The sequence below is a fragment of the Mycobacterium sp. 1245111.1 genome, from assembly GCF_001673405.1.
In the GTDB taxonomy this organism is placed as follows: Bacteria; Actinomycetota; Actinomycetes; order Mycobacteriales; family Mycobacteriaceae; genus Mycobacterium.
Genome location: NZ_LZLV01000044.1, coordinates 32887 through 53811 on the forward strand (window position 1 = coordinate 32887; position 20925 = coordinate 53811).

Genomic DNA, 20925 nt, shown 5'->3' on the forward strand with positions numbered 1-20925 from the left:
ACGAGAACATTAGTTCTCGATAGCTGGCTGCCGCCTACAATCTCGCCATGGCGACAAAATCGACGACCCTGGATGCCGCTGGCCGTTTGGACCGGGTGGAGTCGAGCCTGGCGATAAGCCAATTGCCCAGCAGGTACGCGATGGCTCTGGATGCGCGCGATCTCGACGCGCTGGTCGCGCTGTTCGTCGACGATGTCGATGCCGGAGCAGAGGGGTGTGGCAGGGATGCGTTGAAGCGGTGGTACGACCGCGTCCTCCGGCGGTTCTACCGCAGCATCCACCTGATTTGCGGGCACCAGTTCGACTTCATCGACGCCGACCACGCGACCGGCGCCATCTATTGCCGCGCCGAACACGAAGACGGTGACGGGTGGTACGTGATCACGATGCGCTACGACGACGTCTACGAACGCCGCGACGGCCAGTGGTGCTTCGTCAGGCGTCGGGAGCATCCCTGGTACTCAGTGGACGTGACGCAGCGTCCAGGGCCGGAGTTCATGCGTTGGCCACCGGACGTCGAGCTACGCGCTGCCATGCCTCAGCGGATGCCGACGTGGCGCGCCTTCTGGGCCGGCGGTGATCCCGCGCTGCCCGAACGGTTGTCGGCACGTCCGTGACGTTCTGATCCGGCCGCGTTGGTGGCCGACACAGGTTTACAAACCTGTCTGCAACTGACATTCTCGCTGCATGTAAACGGACGTTTCCGCCGTTGCTATCCTATTCGTGCGTTCGCAATCGGATCGCTGCTACCCATTGGAGGCCGTCATTTCCGTCGACAAAGTGCTCAGCGGCGTCCGCGTCCTTGAGGTTGCCGCATGGACCTTCGTGCCGTCGGCCGGGGCTGTGCTGGCGGAATGGGGCGCCGAGGTCATCAAGGTCGAGCCACGCGAGGGCGGTGACCCCCAGCGTGGCCTCGTCACGATGGGCATCGTCGACGAGGGCGGCGGCACCGTCAACTACATGATCGAGATACCAAATCGGGGGAAGAAGTCGATCGGAATCGACCTGAGCACCCCCGGCGGACAAGACGTCGTTCACAAGCTCGCTGCGACGTGCGACGTGTTTCTCACGAGCTATCTGCCGAGTCGACGCAAGAAGATGCGCATCGATGTCGACGACATCAGGGCTGCGAACCCGAGCATCGTCTATGTGCGTGGGTCGGGCCACGGGCCGAAGGGCCCCGACTCCGACAAACCGGGCTATGACGGTGTCTCCTACTGGGCCCGCGGCGGCATCGCGACCATGCTCACCGAGGACGCCGACGAGCTGGTGCGGTCGCGGCCCGCATTCGGAGACTTGCTCGGGGGCATGACGATTGCGGGTGGTATCGCGGCCGCGCTGTACAAGAAGGCCACGACCGGAGAGGGGTCGGTCGTGGACGTCTCCCTGCTGGGCCTGGCCGCGTGGAACCTCAGCCCCGATGTCGCGGTCAGCCAGATCCATGGCGGCAGCTCGATCCCGAAGTACGGGCATGCCGATGCGCCCAATCCTCTCGTTGGGACCTACCGAACCAAGGACGACCGTTACGTGCAGTTGATGATGCTGCAACTCGACAAGTTCTACCCGGAGACGATGCACGCCATCGGCCTCTCCGAGCTGATCGAAGACGCGCGATTCGCGGATCCGGCAGCGCGATTCGCCAATCGCGCCGAGCTCATCGCTCGCATGGACGATGTGTTCGCCCAACGCACGCTTGCCGAATGGCGCGAACAGTTGGCGGGGATATCTGGCGCCTGGGGCGTGGTGCAGACGCCGGCAGAGCTGTGTCACGACCCGGCTGTCGCCGCGAACGGCTATGTCGCAAGCACAACCACGATGAACGGTGCGCCGTATGCGTTGCCCACCAATCCCGTCCAGTTCGACGAACGGGCGGTCGTCCCTCCGGGGGCACCAGAGCACGGTCAGCATACCGAGGAGGTATTGATGGACGCCGGCTTGGATTGGGACACCATCATGAATTACAAAGAGACCGGGGCGATACTGTGAGTCCTGCTGCACCGCAGACTGTCTCCGGAGAATCCCTGGAATTCGACCCCTTCTCGGAAGATTTCTTCAACGGCGCGTACGGCACCTACCGACGCCTGCGCGACACGGCCCCGGTGTATTACAGCGAGAAGTGGGATTTCTGGGCCCTCACCCGCTACGACGACGTCGCCCCGGCAACCAAGGACCACGAACTGTTTTCGTCGGCCAAGGGCGCGACACTGGACATGGTTCAGGCCCACGACGACGCGATACCGCTGCCCAAAGTGATCATCTCGATGGATCCACCCGAGCATCAGAAGATGCGCAGACTCGTGAGTAACGTTTTCACCCCGCGAGCCATCGCCGCGCTCGAAGACATGGTCCGCGAGAAGATCTACGAACGGATCGATGCGCTCGACCCGTCCTCCTTCGATGTGGTGGCCGATTTCTCGGCGCTGTTCCCCAACGAGGTCATCACGACCATGCTGGGAGTGCCGAAGCAAGACCGCGACCAGATTCGTCGTTGGCTTGATCTGCTGGTCGAACGCCATCCCGGTGAGATCGCCACCACCGCCGCAGGTCGCGATGCGTCCATCAAGACCGGGCTGTACTACTACGATCTCGTGCAGCAGCGCCGCGCCGAACCCCGCGACGATATGATCAGCCGCCTCATCGAGACCGAGGTGGAGCGCGACGGCCAGATTGAGAAGCTCACCGACGTCGATATCACCGGATTCGCAACCATGCTTGGCGGAGCGGGTGCGGAGACCGTGACCAAGCTGGTCGGCAATGCGATGGTCGCCTTCGCCGACTTTCCCGACCAGTGGCAAAAGTTGCGTGACGACCGCAGCAAGATTCCCGCCGCGATCGAAGAATTGTTGCGTTACGAGGCGCCATCGCAGTACCAGGTTCGCACCGCTACCCGAGATATCACGTTGCATGGCAGAACGATTCCCGAGGGCAGCGCCGTCTTGCTTGTCACGGGCTCGGCGACGCGCGACGAGCGGATGTTCCCAGATCCGGATCGGCTGGACATAGACCGGGAGCGCAAGATGGGTTTCAACCTGGCGTTCGGGTACGGCATCCACAGCTGTCTTGGGGCCGCGCTTGCCAGGATGGAGAGCCGCATCGCGCTGGAGGCGCTGCTCGATCTCGTTCCCGAGTTCGAAGTCGACCGCAGCGGGCTGCGGCGAGTGGCGATGACCAACGTATCCGGATGGTCGAACGTGCCGATACGCAAGGCTGCTGACAATGCCTGCTGATCGAATTGCTCTGCACCGCAGGCTCGCCCACGCCAAATGGGAAACCTATGCAAAGGCGCCGGAGGCCAAGAAGATCAGCTACGGCGACGAGTGGATCTACGCTCCCGACGCCGTCATGATGTGCCCGCTGTTCAACGATGGTTCCGAGAGCCGCATGGCCGACTTGGCTTCCGATGACGTCTTGGCGGCGATGCAAAAGTTCGCGCCCGACGGAGACATGCTTACCTGCGAGTTCCGTATGTGGTGGAAGCACATGCCCGACTTTCGTATCGTCACCCCGTTCGACTGCATTGCCGCCGAATGGGGCTTTGCAGTCCGCGACACCTACGCGGGAACACTGGCCGATGGGACTGTGCTCACTCTTCACGAGTGGGATTACGTATGGACAAACGAAGACGGCCACATCGTTCGCTGGGACTGGTTTGTCGATTCCCGGCAGTGGTATCCGTTCCTCGAGCTGATCGGCCTCGATCCCGGCGGCCTGACGTATGAGGCCTACACCGTGAATTTTCTCCGCAACGGCAGCCTGGCTTTCTAACGCCGCTTGATTCGGTCGGCGACTAGGCCCCGCACCACATAGGAACGGACAAACTCAGCCACCATGTCGTCGTCGGTCATGTCGATGTTCGGCGACGGAGTCGTGAACAGCGAGAACAACATTCGTGCGATCCACTCCGTTGCCGAGAGGATGTCGACGTCGCTGCGTATCTCTCCTGTCCTCTTGGCAGCCGCCACGTACGGCGCGAGGAATTCGCCGCACTCCTGCAGCAGTGTCGACGCGTTCTTGGTCAGCATCAGGTTGACCTCTTCTTGGTCGAAATACAGTTCGGGCTCGACAACCCGCCGGGCCTGAGCCACGAAGACGCCGGCCCGAACCAGCTTGTCCTCGAGGGAGCTGCCGCCGTGGCGGTCGATCGCACGGCCGAGTTTGCGATAGAAGCTCTGTGATGCCGCTTCCGCGCAAGCTTCGAGGATTGTCTCCTTGTCCCGGAAGTACTCGTAGAAGGTACTCCGGGACACCTCGGCCGCGCGTGCGATGTCGACGATGGTCGTCTTCTGTAATCCGTGCGTGCGAAAACAGTTGAAAGCGGCCGAAATAAGCGCCGCGTGTGTGTCGACCGCGGTCGCGTATGTCATCGGGCCTCGCTCTCGATACTCAGTGATCGGGCGCGAGAATCAAACCGCTCGTCGGAACTCCCGTGCCCGATGTGACCAGTACGTGCTCGACGTTGTCGACCTGATTATGTGATGTGCCGCGTACCTGCCGGACGCCCTCGGTGATGCCGTTCATACCGTGGATGTACGCCTCACCGAGCAACCCGCCGTTGGTATTGATCGGTAGCCTGCCGCCCAGCGACAACTCCTCCACCGAGACAAAGTCTTTGGCTTCCCCGCGGCCGCAGAACCCTAATTCCTCCAGCTGGGTGAACACGAAAGGAGTGAAGTGGTCGTAGAGGAACGCCGTCGAAATGTCCTGCGGTTTCAGGCCGGAGTCCCGCCATAGCTTGTCTCCGACAACACCCATCTCAGGCAGTCCCGTGATGCTCTCGCGGTAGTAACTGGTCATCACCTCACCGTCGTATGCTGCACCCTGAGCGGCGGCGGTGATAACCGCGGGCGGCTTGGCCAGGTCCCGCGCCCGTTCCACACTGGTAACCACCATCGCGACGCCACCGTCGCTTTCCTGACAGCAGTCGAGCAACCTCAGCACGGGATCGATGATCCATCGCGATTGTTGGTGCTGCTCAAGGGTTATCGGCTTGCCGTAGAACCAGGCGTCGGGGTTCTTGGCGGCGTGCTTGCGATCGATCACCGAGATCTTGCCGAAGTCAGCGTTCGTCACACCGTAGGTCGTCATGTAACGCTGCGCGTGCAGGGCAACCCACGCGGCCGGTGTCATGAAACCGAACGGGGCATAAGGCGCCATCCACAGCGGGGTGACACCGGGCTGGCGGCCGGCTCCGCCGAACCGAAAGCCGGAGCGTTCGTTGAACGCGCGGTAGCACACGACTGCCTCTGCCACCCCCGTCGCCACCGCCATCGCGGCCTGCATCACCGTCCCCGCGGCCGCCCCACCTCCGTGCGGAACCCTGGTGAAGAACGTCAGATCGCCGATGCCGACGTTGCGGGCGACCTCGATCTCCTCGTTGTCGTCGACGCTGAAGGTGACCATGCCGTCGATGTCGGCGGGGCGTAGGCCGGCGTCAGCGATCGCGGCTTTGACGGCCTCGCACGCCAGCTGCATCTCGCTGCGGCCCGACTCCTTGGAGAACTCGGTCTGGCCGATTCCGACTAGGGCGGCTTTGCCGCCGATGCCGTCGCTCACGCATCCACACCTTCGAGCAGGCTGAGTATCGCGGTCCCCGAGACGTGGTCGCCAAGGCTGTTGGTGCCCTTGAAGGTAACCTCGACTAGGCCTTCTTCACCGGTCGACGACTTGTCTGTCACCGAGCCGGTGAACCGCAGCGGATCGTTCGGATAGGCCGGTACGCCCAGCCGAATGGCCAGCTTCTTGACCATCGCCTCGGGGCCCGCCCAGTCGTGCAGGAATTTCACGCACAGCCCGTTGGTCGTCAGGATGTTGAGGAAAATGTCCTTGGATCCTTGGGAATTGGCGAAGTCGCGGTCGTGGTGTACCGGCATGTAGTCACGAGATGCGATGGCGCCGGCGACGATCAGCGTGGTGGTGACCGGGACGTCCAAGGGGGTGACTTCGTCTCCCACCTCGATTGTGTTCCAGGCGAGGGTAGTCGTGCGGTCGACAGTGGAGGTCATTGGATTCCTTCCGAGTAAGCGGCGCCGAGGGTTGCAAGTTGTTGGGGCGCAGAACCGAGTGCGAGCTCGATTTGCTTGGCCCACAGGAAGTACCGGTGCAACGGGTACGTGACGTCGATGCCCATGCCGCCGTGTACCTGTTGGGCGGATGCGACGACGCGTGCCCCGGCCTCAGCCGCCCAGAACTTGGCGATGGCCGATTCCCGGGTCGCGGGCCGGCCTTCTGCGATGAGCCACGCCGCGTGCCAGGTGGTCCAGCGAATCGCCTCGACGTCGATGAACGCGTCGGCCAGCCGTTGCTGGACAGCCTGGAATGAACCGATGGGCCTGCCGAATTGCTCGCGCTCGCTGGTATAGGAGGCGGCGAGTTTCAGCGCACGTTCGGTCACGCCGACCTGGATGGCGCACAGTCCGACGAGTGCCCTGTTGTGCAGCTCGGCGACGGCGTCGGACCCCCCGGCCTCGAGCCGGGATCCGACGGCTCCGGTGAGCTCGACGTCGGCGTAGGGCTCACCGTTGGTGGTTCCTGCCGGGATCACAGTGACGCCGTCGGCCGTTGTGTCGACGATGAATAGACCCGGTCCGTCGTCGGCGCGCGCCGACACCACGATGGCGTCGGCGAGTTGCGCTGCCGGCACCAGCTCCTTGCTGCCGTGCAGGATCCAGGTGTCGCCATCGGCGCGTGCGGTGGTACGCGGCGCTGTCGGGTCGGAGTTATGCGGCTCGGCGAGTGCGGCAGTCAGGATTGTGTCGCCGCTGACCACCTTCGGAAGGTACCTCTGCTGGAGGGCCGAGTCACCGTGCCGCGCAATGGTATCCGCCCCGAGTGCCAAAGTGGCATACACGGGGACGGGCGCGACACTCCAGCCGACCTCGGTGAGCAGCACGCACAGTTCGAGGAAGTCGCCCCCGCTGCCACCGACTGATTCGGGCAACGCGATACCCAGCAAATCCGATGTGGCCAACTCGCGCCACAGGGCGGCGTCGTGGCGGATCTCTGCCGCCTCCAGGTCGCTGAGATGTTCGGGGGTGGCGCGATGTTCAAAGAGCTGGCGAGCGACCTTGCCGACGGTTTCTTGTTCTTCGGTGAAGGAGAAGTCCATGCTGGATCGATGCCTCGCTTGTCAACTGGCAGGGCGGAACTGATGCAGCACCAGCTCGTCCCCGCTCGGGATCGCTTCGAATTTTTCGTAAAAGACTTCGACGGGCATACCGACCTTGATGTCCGAGGGGTCGATATCGCAGAGGTTTGACACGATGCGAACGCCCTCGTCCAGCTCGATGAGGGCCACGACATAGGGATACTGGAGGAAGGGCAGCGGGGGGTACTGCGGCATCACGAAGCTGTAAACTGTTCCGCGCCCGGTTGATTCGACGGAATCCCAGTCGAGCGACTGGCAGTTGCCGCACATCGGACGCGGCGGGACTCGCAAGGTCTTGCAGTCAGTGCACCGCTGGATCAATAGCTTGTGGTCCTTGAGCCCCGACCAGAAGAATTCGGTGTCCGGGCTGATCGACGGCGCGAGTCGGGTGGCCATCAGCTTCCTGTCTTGAATCGGAGTGTGCGAAAACGCTGGCGGCCGATCACTTCACCGTTCTGATCGCGGTAGGTGGTGATCCAGGTGACGAAGTAGCCTTTCCCTATTGCGGTGTTCTTCTCGTCGGAGATCGTCTCGAATACCGTCTCGGCCGTGATGTCGTCGCCGATCCGTGGGTAGCGCTCCATTTCGAACTCGGAGTTTGTGGCGACCGTCCCGGTGTAGCCCGCGTCGGTGAGGAACTGCAGCGGGTTCTCCTTGAGCACGACGGGAACTCCGCCCCGCTCGTGAATGCCGACCAGCTTGGGTGGCGCCATCGTCCAGGACTGCAGCATGACAGGAGGCGAGACGAGGCCGCCGTAACGAGAGGATGCGGCAAACTCGGGGTCCAGATATGCCGGGTTCATGTCGTCCAACGCGTATGCCCAGTGTCGGATCATGGCCGCGTTCACCGGATCTGGAGCCTTGGCCGGCCCCCCGGTGCTGATGGGTTGCCCGATGAGCGCGTCGAGGCGTTCGCGAAGGTCGTCCTTCTTTGTCTCGGTCACGGGTTGGAGTTTCCTTTCTCCGATGCGCTGGCCCGCATATCCCGGGGTGCGCGTGGCATCCCGAGACCGGCCATCGCGATGATGTCGCGTTGAAGCTCGTTGGCTCCGCCGCCGAATGTGTTGATGACCGCCATGCGGTATGCGCTTTCCAGCTCGCCTTTGAGCGGCGCCGCTGAGTCGTTGCGTACACCGGCTTGTCCTACGACTTCGAGAAGTTCGCGGGCGACCTGCTGGGTGAGCTCGGTGCCGAACACTTTGGCTGCGGACGCCTCGCCCATGCCGAGCGCGCCGGAACTCATGGTCACGTTCACCCGCAGATTCAGCAGACGGTATGCGGCGACTTGTGCTTCCACTCGAGCCAGCGCCTGTTGAACCCACGGCTTTTGGATCACCAGGCCGTCGTCCAGCGGGGTGGTCGACGCCCATTCGAGCGTCTTGCGGAACAGCGGCTCCAAAGCGCCGAGATTGCCGAGCGCGGCGCGTTCCAAGTTGAGCTGGTTGGTCACCAGGGTCCAGCCTTGATTCTCACCGAGCACAATCGCGCTCTCCGGGACCCGGACGTCGTCGTAGAACGTGTAGTAGGTCGAGACGCCCGGCATAGTGTGCAGCGGCTTCCAGGAGAATCCGGGGGAGTCGGTCGGCACGATGAAAAGGGTGATCCCCTTGTGTTTCTTGGCGGTTGCATCGGTGCGTGCCGCCAGCCAGATGTAGTCGGCGAACTCGGCGCCGCTGGTGAACATCTTCGAGCCGTTGATGACGAACTCGTCCCCGTCGCGAACCGCGGTGGTGCGCAACGATGCAAGGTCGCTGCCCGCGCCAGGCTCGGAGTAGCCGATTGCGAAGTCGACCGTGCCCTTGAGGATTGCCGGGAGAAATTTGGCCTTCTGCTCCTCGGTGCCGTACTGAATAAGTGTGGGGCCCACCGTGTTCAGGGTGATCATCGGCAGCGGCGCATTGACTCTCCGGGCTTCCTCCGAGAAGATGTACTGCTCCAGCGCAGTGAGCCCGCCACCACCGAACTCGACCGGCCAGGCGACGCCGAGAAGCCCGGCGTCGCCGAGCGCACGCCGGCACTCGGCCATCGCTTCGCCACCCTCGGTGAGTTTGGCGACAGCAGCGCGGCGCTCCGGAGTCATCACCGCCTCGAGGCGCGTGCGGTAGTCCTTGCGGAGCTGCTCCTGTTCGGGTGTGTAGTCAAAGTCCATTAGTTGCCCGTTCCGAGTCGAATCGGCATACGCTTCACGCCGGGCACCATGGTGGCGCGCAATCGTGTGACGTCACCGGTGAGCTCGATCGTGGGATAGGTGCCTAGCAGCACCTCGAACATCACCCGCGCTTCCAGCCGCGCGAGCTGTGCACCCAGGCAGGCGTGTTCCCCGGCCCCGAATGCTATGTGCGGGTTGGGGTTACGGGTAATGTCGAACTCTTCTGCCGTAGGCCCGAAAACCTCTTCGTCGCGGTTGGCGGCTCCGTAGAGCATCACGACGGTGTCGCCGGCCTTGATCTGCTGGCCGCGGATCTCGACATCCGAGGTAGCGCAGCGGGCCATGTGCGTCACCGGGCTGGTGAATCGCAGCATCTCCTCAACGGCGCTCGGTAGCAACGACGGGTCGGAGCGCAGCAGCGCCAGCTGTTCGGGGTGGTCGAGCAGCGCGAGCGTGCCCAATGCGATCAGGTTGCGGGTCGTCTCGTTGCCGGCGACCAGCAGCAAAAAGGAGAAGTTGAGCAGATCGGCGTCGGTGAGTTGCTCGCCGTCGACTTCTGCGGCGGCCAGGATGCTCAGCAGATCGTCTTGGCCGCTGACCGCACCGGATCGCCGGGCGGCAATGAGCTTGGTGAAGTATTCGTACAGCTCGCCAAGCGCGACCACCGAGTCCAATTCGATGTCGGGATCAGCGGTACCGACTGCGGCATCGGACCAGGCGCGGAATTGCTCCCAGTCTTCCGGTGGGGCGCCCAGCATTTCGGCGATCAGCCGGGTGGGCAGCGGTGCGGCGATCTCCTCGGCGAACTCGTACTCCCGTGACGTGTCGACGCCGTCGACAATGCCCTTCACGATCTGGCGCACCTTGGGCTCGAGCAACTGCACCTGCCGCCGGGTGAACCCGGAGTTGATGAGCTTGCGGAGCTGCCGGTGGCGTGGAGGATCCGTGAAGATCAGGTTCCCCTCCTGAACGGGTTCGGGCTGGCTGGGGTCGGGAATCGAAATGCCCTTGGTCGACGAGAAGGTCAGGGGGTGGCCCGACACGTAGCGGACGTCCTCGTACTTCAACAGCGCCCAGAAGTTCGTGACGTCGTTCCACACGACAGGCGTTGTGTTGCGAAGTTCCCGGTAGACCGGGTAGGGATCCCCGGCGTAGAAGTCCGGGGAGTGTAAAGGAACAGTTGTAATCGGCACCGCATGCCTTCCTTGAAACCGCCGAGGGCGGTCGAACAGATGAAGTAAGAATGTCCGTTTCCATGGTGTCTACAGGACGCGGAATGAGTCTGTCAATCACGCTCGAACTGCTAAAGATATGGTGAATACTCCGTTGACGGCCCCACGGTAATCGGTGTACACACAATCTGAGTATGTAAGTTCTCACTGCGGTCTGTCTGCGCCGTACCACGATCAGGAAGGCAGGTAGGCGATGGCCGGGTCGGCTTCTCTTATCGACGCGTACGGGCATTACATCAACGGCCACTGGACCGACCCGGACAGTGGGCGATATGACGTGGTCAACCCCGCCACCGAAGCAGTGATCGGAACGGCGCCCGATGCAAGCGTCGCCCAGGTCGAGGACGCGGTCGCGGCGGCGAGGTCCGCTTTCGATACTGGCCCATGGCCCGCGGCCGAACCGGCCGAACGGGCCCGATGCCTGCAACAGCTTAGCGATGCTCTGCTGGCTCGGGGCGAGGAGATTTACGCTCTGGCACAAGCCGAATGGGGTTGCGCAGCAAACGAGCGTCTGATTCACGTTGACGGTCCGGCGTTCATGGTCGGTCATGCTGCCGAACTCGCTGTGGAGCCTGCCGAGGCGCCAATGGATGCGTGGGGTGCGGCGGGCACCACGTTGCTGCGATACGAACCGCTCGGCGTGGTGGCGGCGATGACACCGTGGAACTTCCCCCACACGCTCAATGTCATGAAGCTGGGCGCAGCACTCGCGGCGGGAAATACGCTGGTGCTCAAGCCTTCACCGCTGACGCCTCTGGCAGGGCTGGCACTGGCCCGCATCATCGACGAAGATACCGACATCCCGCCTGGCGTGGTCAACGTCGTGACGCCGGCGGGCGTCGAAGCCAGTAGAAGTCTGACCCTGGATCCCAGGATCGACATGGTCAGCTTCACTGGCAGCTCCGCAGTGGGCCGCGATGTCATGGCCGGCGCGGCAACCACCATGAAGCGGGTGCTGCTGGAATGCGGTGGCAAGTCGGCGACCGTGTTGTTGCCTGACGTCGACGTCACCGACGAACTGCTGCAGCGGCTGCTGTTCGAGGGATGCACGATGCATGCCGGACAGGCGTGCATTCTCAACAGCAGGTTGCTGCTGCCCGACGCGATCCACGACGACGTTGTGGGCCGTCTCGCCGAGTTGGCCCGCGGGGTGGTGCTCGGTGACCCGGTCGATCCGGCGGTCACCATGGGGCCGTTGATCAGCCGCGAACACCTCGAGCGGGTCGAAGGATTCGTCAAACGAGCCGAAGCCGACGGCGCGACGGTGGTGGCTGGAGGAAAACGCCCGAAAGATCTGAGCAGCGGCTTCTACTTCGAGCCGACCATTCTCACGGGTTCGTCAGCCGATGCTTACATCGCGCAGGAAGAGGTGTTCGGGCCCGTGCTGACGGTCTTGCGGTATCGCGACGACGACCACGCGGTGGCCATTGCCAACAACTCGGCCTACGGTCTCGGTGGAGCGGTGTGGGGGAGCGATGTCGAGCGCGCGGTCGCCATCGCCCGACGGATCAGGACCGGACAGATATCGATCAACGGCACGATCCCCGGCGACGCGCCGTTCGGGGGCTTCAAACAGAGCGGGATCGGCCGGGAGGGCGGTGTGATGGGATTGCGGGCCTACATGGAGCCCAAGGCCATCGGGGTACCGGCGTGAACGGGCCCCTGCGGGGTCTGCGGGTCGTCGAGCTGGCATCTGAAATAGCGGGGCCCTACTGCGCAAAGCTTCTTGTCGACCTGGGTGCCGACGTGTACAAGATCGAGCCACCACTCCGTGACCCGCTCCGTCGCTGGGGTCCATTTCCCCCAGGGGGTCCCGATCCGGACAAAAGTGGGTTGTTTGAGTACCTGAACGCTGGAAAACGCGGACTCATATTGAATTTCGCAGACGACAGTGACCTCGCGGCCGCCCACCACCTCATCTCCGAGGCAGATGTTCTCATCGAGGACCTACCCGCCGGGGGAGCTGAGCGGCACGAGTGGGGGCTCGACACCGACGCCCTTGAGCAGATCAACCCGAATCTGGTCGTAACCAGGATTTCGAGCTTTGGCCAGGAGGGGCCGCTGCGCGACCGGGTGACGACCCCACTGACTCTCCAGGCTGCGGCGGGCTGGATCAACGTGCGCGAACCCGGTCGGGCCCCGGTGCAGGCCGGCGCCCGCATCCCGGAATACATCGCCGGCGGATACGCCGCGCTGGGCGCGCTCACGGCGCTGCGTGTCGCTGCCGGGGGAACGAACCGACCCGTCGAGGTAGACGTCTCGATGTTCGAGTCATTGCTGTCGACGCTGCCGTATCCGATGCTGATGGCCGCGCGGCTGAAAAGCCTTGATCTGCCGACTAATTCGAAAGCTGCGCCCATGCTGGGCATCGTGCATGCGGCCGATGGCTGGATCGGTATCAATTGCTTGACCGGTCAACACTGGCTGGACGTGTGCGCAATGGTCGGGTTGCCCGAGTTCGGCGAACATCAGCTTGCGATCATGCTCGGCGGGCCGGAGCGCGACGAGTTTTTCGCCAAGGCCCAGCCCTTCCTCGAATCGATGCCGGTGGCCGAATTGGTCGAGTTGAGCCAAGCGATGCGAATACCAGCGGCACCGATTTGCGACGGTGACACCATCCTGGATTGTCCGCAGTACGCCGAGCGCGGCTTCTTCATCCAATCTGGGTCGCAGGCTTGGCAATTCACTAGGCCCGGCGCGCCGTTCCGGTTGTCGAAAACACCGGTCCCCCCGCCGTTGCCCGCGCCCGCCATCCACACCGACGCGCGTCCCGCCGGATGGTCCGACCGCGCGGCGCCCCGCGCGAAGGACGGCGCTGTTGACGTCGCCCTGCCATTCACCGGCCTGAAAGTGTTTGACCTGAGCACCTTCTGGGCCGGCGCGTATCTGACGTGCTACCTCGGCGCGTTTGGTGCGGACGTGGTGAAGGTCGAGTCCATTCAGCGGCCCGACGGGCATCGCTATTCGGGTTCGCTGTTGCGTGCGGGCGACGACTGGTACGAGTGTGGGCCGCTATGGCAGGGAACCAATCTCAACAAGCGCGACATCACGCTGGACCTCACATCTGCGCCGGGTCGCGAATTGGCGCTGCGACTGGCCGCTGAAGCCGATGTGGTGGTGGAGAACTTCTCGCCGCGCGTGGTCGAGCAGTTCGGACTGGACTACGAATCCATCGCACGCATCAACCCCGACGTGATCATGGTGCGGATGCCAGGTTTCGGGCTCGGGGGTCCTTGGCGCGACTATGTGGGCTGGGCCTTGAACATTGAACAGGTGTCGGGCATGTCAGCGTCGACCGGGTACGCCGACGGGCCGCCGTGCAATCTGCAGGGACCCGCCGACCCGATCGCCGGCGTGCACGCCTGTGTTGCGCTGCTGGCCGCCCTCGAGCATCGGCGCACCACTGGCGAGGGGCAGTTGATCGAGGCCGCTCAGATCGAAGTCGGTGCCGCCGTGACCGCGGAGCCCGTTATCGAGTACTCGCTGACACATCGCGTGCGTGAGCGGGAGGGGAATCGGCACCGCGCCTATGCGCAGGGGGTCTACCCGGCCAGCGACGACGAGTGGGTTGCCATTTCGGTTCGCGACGACGCCGACTGGGCGGCCGTCACCGATCTGATCGGCCGCCCGGAACTGAAGGACGACCCGTTGTTCTCCTCGCAAGAGGCACGCCTCGACAACCACGACGCGCTGGACGAGGTGCTCACCCGGTGGACTGGTACGCGTGCGCCGGATGACGTCGCCGACACCCTTCGCGGCCGGGGTGTGTCCGCCGAGCGATTGCTTGCCGCGGATCGGATGTATGACGTCGACCAGCTCGAGGCTCGTGGCTTCTACGAGGAGCTCGAGCATCCGCTGTCAGGTCGACAAAGATTCCCCGGCTGGCCTTTTCGGGTCAGCCCCGGGCCGGTGCACCATCACCGCACGGCATCGCCGACACTCGGCCAACACAATGACGAGGTGCTCGGCGCTCTCGGGCTATCGGCTGACGAACTGGCGAAGTTGCGCGAAGAGCGAGTAATCGGCGAGCGGCTGCTCAACGGCTAGCAAGCCGCGTCTTCAGGCGTCGATCATCGCGGCGATGGTGTCCACGACACACGCCGGCCGGTCGCTTCCTTCGACTTCAACCGTGACCCGTACCGTGGCGCGTCCGCCCTTGTCGTTGCGCTCCACCTTCACGAGCTCCGCCCCTGCACGGATGCGGGAGTCGACAGGCACCGGTGCGGGAAAGCGCAGTTTGTCCGAGCCGTAGTTCACCTGCATCGACAAACCGGTCACCCGGTAGATCTGTTGCACGAGAATAGGTACCAGCGACAAGGTGAGATAGCCGTGCGCGATGGTAGCGCCGTAGGGGCCGTTGGCGGCCTTCTCCGGATCGACGTGGATCCATTGGTGGTCGCCGGTTGCCTCGGCGAACAAATCGATTTCCTTCTGCGTGATCTGACGCCAGTCGCTGTAGCCAAGGTGTTGGCCGACATGCGCCTCGAAGCCGGCGATCCCGTCATACTCTGTCGGAGACACGGGGGCCTGTGTCATGCCGGGACCTTGAGCTTCAGATGCTCAATCGCGTTGCCACCCATAATTTTTGCCTTGGCGGATTCCGAGATGCCGTCGAGCCGGTCGACGAAACTCAACGGGTCTCCGATGCCTTCGGGGTGCGGGAAGTCGGAGCCGAACATCACGTGATCTTCGCCCATGATGTCGACGATGCTCTTGACGTCGTCTTCGAGGAACGGGTGAATGTAGATGTTGCGCTTGAACACCTCGACGGGATGCTCGTCGAACTCCTTGGGCATGATCTTGTACGCGGTGTTGAGCTGCTCGAGTAGGTTGCGCACCCAGCCGCTGCCGTTTTCGACGCAAAAGATCTTCAGGTCAGGGAAGCGCGACAGCGCGCCGTGGCAGATCATCGCGGCCAGGGTGTCCTCGATGGCCCGGTGGCCCATCACGACCTCGCGGAGCGCACTTGGCTTGAACGACAGGTATTCGTCGCCGCCCTCCCACTCCATCAGGTGCTTCTGGTAGCCGCTGTCGGAGGCGTGCATGGTGACCGGCATGCCGGAGTTGACGACTTCTTCCCAGAACGGATCGAACTCAGGCAGACCCATCGAGCGCGAACCACCAAATCGGCTGGGTACCGGTGCGGGACGGACCAGGAACGTCTTCATGCCGTTCTCGCGGCACCAATGCAGTTCCTTGATGGCCTCGTCCACCAACGGCAGGCAGATGACCGGAGTCGGAAAGATCCGGTCCTGATAGTTGAACGTCCAGTGCTCGAGCATCCATTCGTTGAGTGCGTGGATGATCGCGTGGGTGAGGACGACGTCGTCGGTGGTGCGTTCCTCGATGAGGCTCGCGAGGGTCGGGTACATCACGCACTGGTCGATGCCCAGTTCGTCCATCAGCTCCAGGCGGGGTGCGGGCTCCTGGTAAGCCGGAATGACATCCATTGCCTCACCGATGAATTCACGGAAGTTCAGACCATCGGGATTGTTGCCCAGGAAGTAGTCTTCGGCACTGCCCGGCCGTGCAACCCGCGCGAACGTCGGGTTGGGAATCATGTGGCTGATGTGGTCCTTGACGACCAGTTTGGGCCTGCCGTTTACCTCGACGTAGCCGACCTTTCCGCGATGCTCCTTCGGCAGGTACTTCGTGAGCGCATCCTCGGTCTCGTACATGTGGTTGTCGATGTCGAAGACCGGGTACGGTAACGAACGGGAAGACATTGAACTTTCCTCCTGAGCAGCGAATATGATCATTTACGCTAATTGAGAACGACATTATCATCATCGCTTTGCAACATCCAGATCGGGTTACGGGGCATCGGGCTGTCGCCACGCTCCGACCACGGCATCGGTGGTGGTCACGGTGGCCAGCAGTGCCAGGGTGTTGTCGATGATGGAGTCGGCGTACTCCCGCGGATACCCGCTTACCGCATCGCGTGGCAGCACGAACTGATAGCTGCGGTTGACCGCGTCCATCACGAAGTTCTGGATGGCGATATTAACCGAAACACCAACGCCCACAATCGTCTTGATGTTCATATTCCTCAACACGGAGTCGAGATCGGTCCCGGTCATGGGTCCGACACCGTGAGTCCGAGTGAGCACGAGGTCGGACGGCGCGGGTCCCAACTCGGGCAGAACTGACGCGCCGGGGCTGCCAGGCGCCAAGTCCGCGGCAAACGACGTGCCGGCCATGAACAGCCGTGCATTGGTGTTGGACCCGCGATTGTCGGGGCGTTTCTCGATGAGGCAATGCACGACGGCGACTCCGGCCGCCCTGGCGGCCTCGATCAACTTCGCAATGTTGGGAATCGCTTCGCGCCGAGCCTCTTCGGCTAGGAACGGCAGGCCGGCCTGGGGGCCAATCACCCCGCCCTGGCACTCCTGGGTCACGAGCGCGGTGGTGGCGGGGTCGAGCAGGTCTTGCAAGCTTGGTTGCGGCATGAGAACACACGTTATCGTGTGACTCAAAAGCTGGTTCCGATTGAGTCTTTGCGTGAGGAGGCCGGGTGGAGGCATGGGAGCTCGAGGTGCGGGAGTCGGTGCGTCAAACCCTGGCCGACTACACCGCGGCCACGGACCGCTTCGATCTCCATGCGCTGGCAGGGTGTTTCGACGCCGCGGGCGTGCTGGAATTCACTGGCGGTGGCGAGCCGTTGACGGGTCCGGCTGAGATCGAGGCGGGTCTCGGCGCCGCAGTCACCCGGCCCGCGAACTCGGGGCGCCGCGCGCCGACGCATGTCCGGCATCACGTGTCGAGCGTCCGGTTCGGGACTGTGGATCGCGACAGGGTCGAGGTCAGTAGCTACTTCGCTGTGCACACCGACATCGGGCTCGACCATTGGGGCCGCTACCGAGACGTCCTCGTCCCGGTGCAAGGCCGGTGGCTGTTCGCCCATCGCCGGATCGGAGTGGACGCATTCGCCGCTGACAGCCTGATGGGCTGACGGCGGGTCACGCCGTGATGAATTCCTTGGCGAAAGCGCGGGAACGCTCGATCAGCTCGGCGCGGTCCGCCCCCGGTGGCGCGATGGTCAGCCAGGTCACTCCGGCGGCGGCCAGCCTGGAAATGGTCTCATGGCGTTCGTCGGCCGATCTGCTGTCGTCCAACAGATTTCCGGCGGAAAAGCAGATGTCCAGCGGCTCGGTGCGGCCAATCTCGGTCGCATAGCGCCGCGCCCAGTCGATCGCGAGTTCTAGGTCCTCGATCGTGGAGATCTCCGCGGTACGCGAGGCCGTGGCATAGCCGAACGTGTTGAAGGGCGCCCATCCCTGAGCACGCGACACTGCCCGGCGAACGGCGGGCTTGCTGTTTCCGCCGACCCAGACGGGCGGGGGGCTGGCCGGCAGAGGTCGCAGACGAACCCCGCGCGCCGCGAACGACGTTCCCTCGTAGGCGATATCGGCGCCAGTGAGTACTTGATCCAGCACGTCGAGCGCCTCGTCGAGCAGGGCGCCACGGTTGTCGAAATCGACTCCCAGCGCCTTGAACTCGGGTTTGAGGTATCCCGCAGCAGTACCCAGGATGAGCCGCCCGTTCGACAGGGCGGCAAGACTTTGCACTGACTTCGCCCCGAGAAAGGGGTTGCGGTAAGCGGCAATGTAGACGTTCGTCAGCAGCTTGATGTCGGCGGTGGCCGCGGCGGCGAACGACAGCGCGACGAACGGATCGAGGGCGTGATGGCCGCCGTGGTCGAGCCACTTCGCGTCAGGCGCGGGGTGGTCGGTCACATGAACCGCGGCGAACCCGGCCTCTTCGGCCACGCGCGCGACGTCCGCGATGGCGTCGGCGGTGACGAATTCCTCGACCGCCTCGACGCGCTGAGTGGGCAATTCGAGGGAAAACGAAATGGTCATAAGGGTCCTTTCACTTCGGAGACGAGCATGGCCAGGCGCTCGGCATGGGTATCGGGGCTGCCGTACATCAGCTGGCTGGCCTTGGCGCGCCGGACGAACAGGTGGGCATCGTGTTCCCAGGTGAAGCCGATGCCGCCGTGGATGCGCATGTTGTCGAGCGCCGCCTGCAGCAGGGCTTCCGAACAAGCCAGTTTCGCGACCGACGCGGCCGTCGCAAAGTCGTCGGCTCCGGCCGAGTCGGCGATATCTGCGGCGTGCGACGCGGCTGAGCGGGCACCCTCCACCTGAACCAGCATGTCCGCGCAGCGATGCTTGACCGCCTGAAAGCTTCCGATCGGTCGACCGAACTGAATCCGGCTCTTCGCGTATTCGACAGCCATGTCGAGGCAGCGTTGCGCCGCGCCGACCTGTTCGGCCGCCAGCGCCACGATGCCAAGGTCCGAGGCGCGCGTCAGGAAGTCTGCTGCACCGCCGTCGCTTCCGATCAGTTGCGCGCTCGCGTTGTCGAACTGCACCCGAGCGAGCTTGCGGGTGCGGTCGATCCCGGCAAGTGTCGTGCGCGTGACCCCCGCTGATCGGGCGTTCACCGCGAACAACGAGAGCCCGGCGGCGGTATTCGCTGCGGCCAGAACGACATCGGCGGTATGGCCGTCGATGACCAGCGGAGCCTCACCTTGGATCCGGTGACCGGCGCCGTCCCGGTCGGCCCGCAACGTCACGGCCGCCGGATCCCAGACGTCCAGTCGACCGTTCAGGATCAGCGTTGCCGTTGTCGAGCCGTCCACGAACCCGGGAATGAACCGTTCGGCGGCCTCGTCGTCGCCGCTGGCGAGGATCGCCTGCGTGGCCAGGCCTACGGTGGCGTAAAAGGGCGAGCACAGCAGGGCGCGCCCCATTTCCTCGAAAACCACCGCCAACTCGGCCACGCCGGCGCCGGCGCCGCCCCAACGCTCCGGAACGGCGATGCCATGCAGTCCCAACTCACGGGCCATCTGCAGCCACGCGGCCTCGTCGTAGCCGGTTTCGGTCAGCATCAGCTTGCGGACGGTCTCGCTCGGTGACGTCTCGGCCAGGTACTCGCGCACCACGCCGCGAAGGTCGTCGGACTCAGTCATCTATCCGTTGATCCCGTTGTCCGTCAATGGCTTTGATGGCTCTGGGCCTTTCAGTCGACGGTCGTTGTGGGAGCCAATGTTGTCGTGGGCGTCCCGGTGTCGGCGGCTTACGCCGCCGCCGGGGTATTCCTGGCACCGTAGGCCCGGGATGGTCATTGCCGGTTGAGGATAGTATCTTTTCTGGAAATAGAGAATAAGCATTCTCGCAAAGGAGCGACGTGGTGACGACGAAACTCGATTATGGCATCTTTGACTGCGATACCCACTGCTACGAACCGCGGGACGCATTCACGCGCTATCTGCCGGAGAAGTTTCGGGATCGGGCGATCACGACGGTGCGCGGTGCCGACGGGGTCGAGGTGATCCTTGCGGGGCATCGCGTGGCTACCTTCAACAGTGAAGGCGGTCTGGGATTGGATGTCGCCTACCGGCCCGGTTCGCTCAAGGAGATGCTGCGACAGATGGGTTCGGGCAACCCGGAGGAGTCCTACGAGCCGCAGCCCATGCAACCGGAATTCGTGTCGCGCGTCCCGCGTCTATCGGTCATGGCGGAGCAGAACATCGACCGGATGGTCATCTATCCCAGCGGCATGGCCTTGGCGGCTGAACACTATGTCGACGACACCGAGGCGCTATACGCGAACCTGCGTTCGTTCAATCGGTGGTTCGACGAGGAGTGGGGCTTCAATTTCGACGACAAGATCTTCGCGACGGCGCTGTTGTCGCTGCGCGACTTGGATTCTGCGATCGCCGAGACGGAGGCGATCATCGCCCAAGGCGCGAAGTTTGTCATGTTGCCGACCGGTCCGGCGTACGGTCGATCACCTGGCGATCCGTACTTCGACCCCATCTACGCGCGCTTGCAGGAGGCTGGCTGCGTGCTGGTCTACCACATCATGCCGTTCTGGTATTTCGACGCCATTTCGCCCGCGTGGGGCCAAAACTCCGACCCCGCATCGTGGCACATGTCGGCGTGGCAGTGGATGAACATCTATGGACAGCGGCCGATCGAGGACACGTTGTCGGCGCTGATCTTCGACAACCTCTTCGGTCGTTTCCCGAACCTCAGCGTCCTGGTCGCTGAGCACGGCGCGGAATGGGTGCCGTTCTTTGTCAGACACATGGACAAAAGCCGCGGCATGGGCCGCAACGGTCCGTGGATCGGCGGGAAGCTGACCGAGCGACCGTCGACAATTTTCCGCCGTCACGTTCGCGTGGTGCCCTATCCCGAGGACGACATCCCTGCGATCGTCGCCAGCATGGGATACGACGACTGCCTGGTCATGGGCTCGGATTACCCACACGCCGAAGGCATGGCCGAGCCCGCGGACTTCGTGAAGCTGCTCGATCCACTAGACGACGCCGCGAAGCGGCGGATCATGCGCGATAACGCCGAGCAGTTGCTCTTCCGAGGCTGACGGCT

21 protein-coding genes are annotated in these 20925 nt (G+C 63.6%); 8 read left to right on the forward strand and 13 right to left on the reverse strand.

Translation table 11 applies throughout. The annotated features are described in order from the left end of the window. Positions 1-86 precede the first annotated feature (86 nt). The 4 genes from A5658_RS08895 to A5658_RS08910 all read left to right on the forward strand — a co-directional run bounded on the left by A5658_RS08895 (position 87) and on the right by A5658_RS08910 (position 3765). Complete coding sequence (locus A5658_RS08895; RefSeq protein ID WP_082993040.1) at positions 87-617, forward strand: nuclear transport factor 2 family protein; 531 nt, start codon at positions 87-89, stop codon at positions 615-617. A 136-nt stretch (positions 618-753) separates the two neighbouring features. Then, positions 754-1986: a CaiB/BaiF CoA-transferase family protein gene (locus A5658_RS08900; RefSeq protein WP_067333128.1), complete on the forward strand. Its 1233-nt coding sequence runs from the start codon at positions 754-756 to the stop codon at positions 1984-1986. Next, positions 1983-3227: a cytochrome P450 gene (locus A5658_RS08905; protein ID WP_067333129.1), complete on the forward strand. Its 1245-nt coding sequence runs from the start codon at positions 1983-1985 to the stop codon at positions 3225-3227. Before A5658_RS08900 ends, A5658_RS08905 begins: the two co-directional genes overlap by 4 nt. Further along, a complete protein-coding gene (locus A5658_RS08910; RefSeq protein ID WP_067333130.1) occupies positions 3217-3765 on the forward strand; it encodes a hypothetical protein in 549 nt (182 codons plus the stop codon). The genes A5658_RS08905 and A5658_RS08910 overlap by 11 nt, the downstream gene beginning before the upstream one ends. Here the strand turns inward: A5658_RS08910 and A5658_RS08915 are convergent. From A5658_RS08915 to A5658_RS08950, 8 genes are read right to left on the reverse strand one after another with little or no spacing between them, the layout of a single operon-like run. Then, a complete protein-coding gene (locus tag A5658_RS08915; RefSeq protein ID WP_067333131.1) occupies positions 3762-4364 on the reverse strand; it encodes a TetR/AcrR family transcriptional regulator in 603 nt (200 codons plus the stop codon). The genes A5658_RS08910 and A5658_RS08915 overlap by 4 nt on opposite strands. Positions 4365-4383: 19 nt before the next feature. After that, positions 4384-5553, reverse strand: coding sequence for a lipid-transfer protein (locus A5658_RS08920; protein ID WP_067333132.1), 1170 nt, complete (start codon positions 5551-5553; stop codon positions 4384-4386). Next, positions 5550-6002 carry a MaoC family dehydratase gene (locus A5658_RS08925; RefSeq protein WP_067333133.1) on the reverse strand — a complete coding sequence of 151 codons (453 nt, stop codon included), beginning with the start codon at positions 6000-6002 and terminating at the stop codon, positions 5550-5552. Before A5658_RS08925 ends, A5658_RS08920 begins: the two co-directional genes overlap by 4 nt. Next, the gene (locus A5658_RS08930; RefSeq protein WP_067333134.1) at positions 5999-7105 is read right to left on the reverse strand and encodes an acyl-CoA dehydrogenase family protein; all 1107 of its coding nucleotides are present in this window, start codon (positions 7103-7105) and stop codon (positions 5999-6001) included. The genes A5658_RS08925 and A5658_RS08930 overlap by 4 nt, the downstream gene beginning before the upstream one ends. A 21-nt stretch (positions 7106-7126) precedes the next feature. Next, on the reverse strand, positions 7127-7540 hold the full coding sequence (locus tag A5658_RS08935; protein WP_067333135.1) for a Zn-ribbon domain-containing OB-fold protein: 414 nt from the start codon (positions 7538-7540) through the stop codon (positions 7127-7129). Next, complete coding sequence (locus tag A5658_RS08940) at positions 7540-8088, reverse strand: MaoC family dehydratase N-terminal domain-containing protein (protein WP_067333136.1); 549 nt, start codon at positions 8086-8088, stop codon at positions 7540-7542. Before A5658_RS08940 ends, A5658_RS08935 begins: the two co-directional genes overlap by 1 nt. Further along, the gene (locus A5658_RS08945) at positions 8085-9293 is read right to left on the reverse strand and encodes an acyl-CoA dehydrogenase family protein (protein ID WP_067333137.1); all 1209 of its coding nucleotides are present in this window, start codon (positions 9291-9293) and stop codon (positions 8085-8087) included. Before A5658_RS08945 ends, A5658_RS08940 begins: the two co-directional genes overlap by 4 nt. Next, positions 9293-10486, reverse strand: coding sequence for a cytochrome P450 (locus A5658_RS08950; RefSeq protein WP_067333138.1), 1194 nt, complete (start codon positions 10484-10486; stop codon positions 9293-9295). Before A5658_RS08950 ends, A5658_RS08945 begins: the two co-directional genes overlap by 1 nt. Before the next feature lie 232 nt (positions 10487-10718). Between A5658_RS08950 and A5658_RS08955 the strand changes: the two genes are divergently transcribed. Together A5658_RS08955 and A5658_RS08960 are read left to right on the forward strand one after the other, a co-directional pair. Then, on the forward strand, positions 10719-12179 hold the full coding sequence (locus A5658_RS08955; protein ID WP_067333139.1) for an aldehyde dehydrogenase family protein: 1461 nt from the start codon (positions 10719-10721) through the stop codon (positions 12177-12179). Then, positions 12176-14572 carry a CaiB/BaiF CoA-transferase family protein gene (locus A5658_RS08960; protein ID WP_067333140.1) on the forward strand — a complete coding sequence of 799 codons (2397 nt, stop codon included), beginning with the start codon at positions 12176-12178 and terminating at the stop codon, positions 14570-14572. The genes A5658_RS08955 and A5658_RS08960 overlap by 4 nt, the downstream gene beginning before the upstream one ends. A gap of 12 nt (positions 14573-14584) precedes the next feature. Here A5658_RS08960 and A5658_RS08965 read toward each other — a convergent pair whose 3' ends face one another. From A5658_RS08965 to A5658_RS08975, 3 genes are all read right to left on the reverse strand, one after another. After that, complete coding sequence (locus tag A5658_RS08965; protein ID WP_067333141.1) at positions 14585-15061, reverse strand: MaoC family dehydratase; 477 nt, start codon at positions 15059-15061, stop codon at positions 14585-14587. Beyond that, positions 15058-16251 carry an amidohydrolase family protein gene (locus tag A5658_RS08970; RefSeq protein ID WP_067333142.1) on the reverse strand — a complete coding sequence of 398 codons (1194 nt, stop codon included), beginning with the start codon at positions 16249-16251 and terminating at the stop codon, positions 15058-15060. Before A5658_RS08970 ends, A5658_RS08965 begins: the two co-directional genes overlap by 4 nt. Positions 16252-16338: 87 nt before the next feature. Beyond that, positions 16339-16974: a cysteine hydrolase gene (locus A5658_RS08975; protein ID WP_067333143.1), complete on the reverse strand. Its 636-nt coding sequence runs from the start codon at positions 16972-16974 to the stop codon at positions 16339-16341. A 65-nt stretch (positions 16975-17039) separates the two neighbouring features. Between A5658_RS08975 and A5658_RS08980 the strand changes: the two genes are divergently transcribed. Continuing rightward, on the forward strand, positions 17040-17477 hold the full coding sequence (locus A5658_RS08980; RefSeq protein ID WP_067333144.1) for a nuclear transport factor 2 family protein: 438 nt from the start codon (positions 17040-17042) through the stop codon (positions 17475-17477). Positions 17478-17484: 7 nt separating this feature from the next. Here the strand turns inward: A5658_RS08980 and A5658_RS08985 are convergent, their stop codons facing one another. Together A5658_RS08985 and A5658_RS08990 are read right to left on the reverse strand one after the other, a co-directional pair. Beyond that, positions 17485-18387 carry a TIGR03619 family F420-dependent LLM class oxidoreductase gene (locus A5658_RS08985; protein WP_067333145.1) on the reverse strand — a complete coding sequence of 301 codons (903 nt, stop codon included), beginning with the start codon at positions 18385-18387 and terminating at the stop codon, positions 17485-17487. Then, positions 18384-19502, reverse strand: a complete 1119-nt coding sequence (locus A5658_RS08990; protein ID WP_067333146.1) for an acyl-CoA dehydrogenase family protein — start codon at positions 19500-19502, stop codon at positions 18384-18386. The genes A5658_RS08985 and A5658_RS08990 overlap by 4 nt, the downstream gene beginning before the upstream one ends. A gap of 221 nt (positions 19503-19723) precedes the next feature. On the opposite strand from A5658_RS08990, the gene A5658_RS08995 reads away from it, so the two are divergent. Then, positions 19724-20920, forward strand: coding sequence for an amidohydrolase family protein (locus tag A5658_RS08995; RefSeq protein ID WP_067333212.1), 1197 nt, complete (start codon positions 19724-19726; stop codon positions 20918-20920). Positions 20921-20925: the final 5 nt, after the last annotated feature.

Excerpts from the sequence above, each read along its gene's own strand:
- A5658_RS08910 (WP_067333130.1), top strand. The coding sequence starts at position 3,217 with ATGCCTGCTGATCGAATTGCTCTGCACCGCAGGCTCGCCCACGCCAAA.
- A5658_RS08915 (WP_067333131.1), bottom strand. The coding sequence starts at position 4,364 with ATGACATACGCGACCGCGGTCGACACACACGCGGCGCTTATTTCGGCC.
- A5658_RS08925 (WP_067333133.1), bottom strand. The coding sequence starts at position 6,002 with ATGACCTCCACTGTCGACCGCACGACTACCCTCGCCTGGAACACAATC.
- A5658_RS08930 (WP_067333134.1), bottom strand. The coding sequence starts at position 7,105 with ATGGACTTCTCCTTCACCGAAGAACAAGAAACCGTCGGCAAGGTCGCT.
- A5658_RS08935 (WP_067333135.1), bottom strand. The coding sequence starts at position 7,540 with ATGGCCACCCGACTCGCGCCGTCGATCAGCCCGGACACCGAATTCTTC.
- A5658_RS08945 (WP_067333137.1), bottom strand. The coding sequence starts at position 9,293 with ATGGACTTTGACTACACACCCGAACAGGAGCAGCTCCGCAAGGACTAC.
- A5658_RS08955 (WP_067333139.1), top strand. The coding sequence starts at position 10,719 with ATGGCCGGGTCGGCTTCTCTTATCGACGCGTACGGGCATTACATCAAC.
- A5658_RS08965 (WP_067333141.1), bottom strand. The coding sequence starts at position 15,061 with ATGACACAGGCCCCCGTGTCTCCGACAGAGTATGACGGGATCGCCGGC.
- A5658_RS08970 (WP_067333142.1), bottom strand. The coding sequence starts at position 16,251 with ATGTCTTCCCGTTCGTTACCGTACCCGGTCTTCGACATCGACAACCAC.
- A5658_RS08975 (WP_067333143.1), bottom strand. The coding sequence starts at position 16,974 with ATGCCGCAACCAAGCTTGCAAGACCTGCTCGACCCCGCCACCACCGCG.
- A5658_RS08985 (WP_067333145.1), bottom strand. The coding sequence starts at position 18,387 with ATGACCATTTCGTTTTCCCTCGAATTGCCCACTCAGCGCGTCGAGGCG.
- A5658_RS08990 (WP_067333146.1), bottom strand. The coding sequence starts at position 19,502 with ATGACTGAGTCCGACGACCTTCGCGGCGTGGTGCGCGAGTACCTGGCC.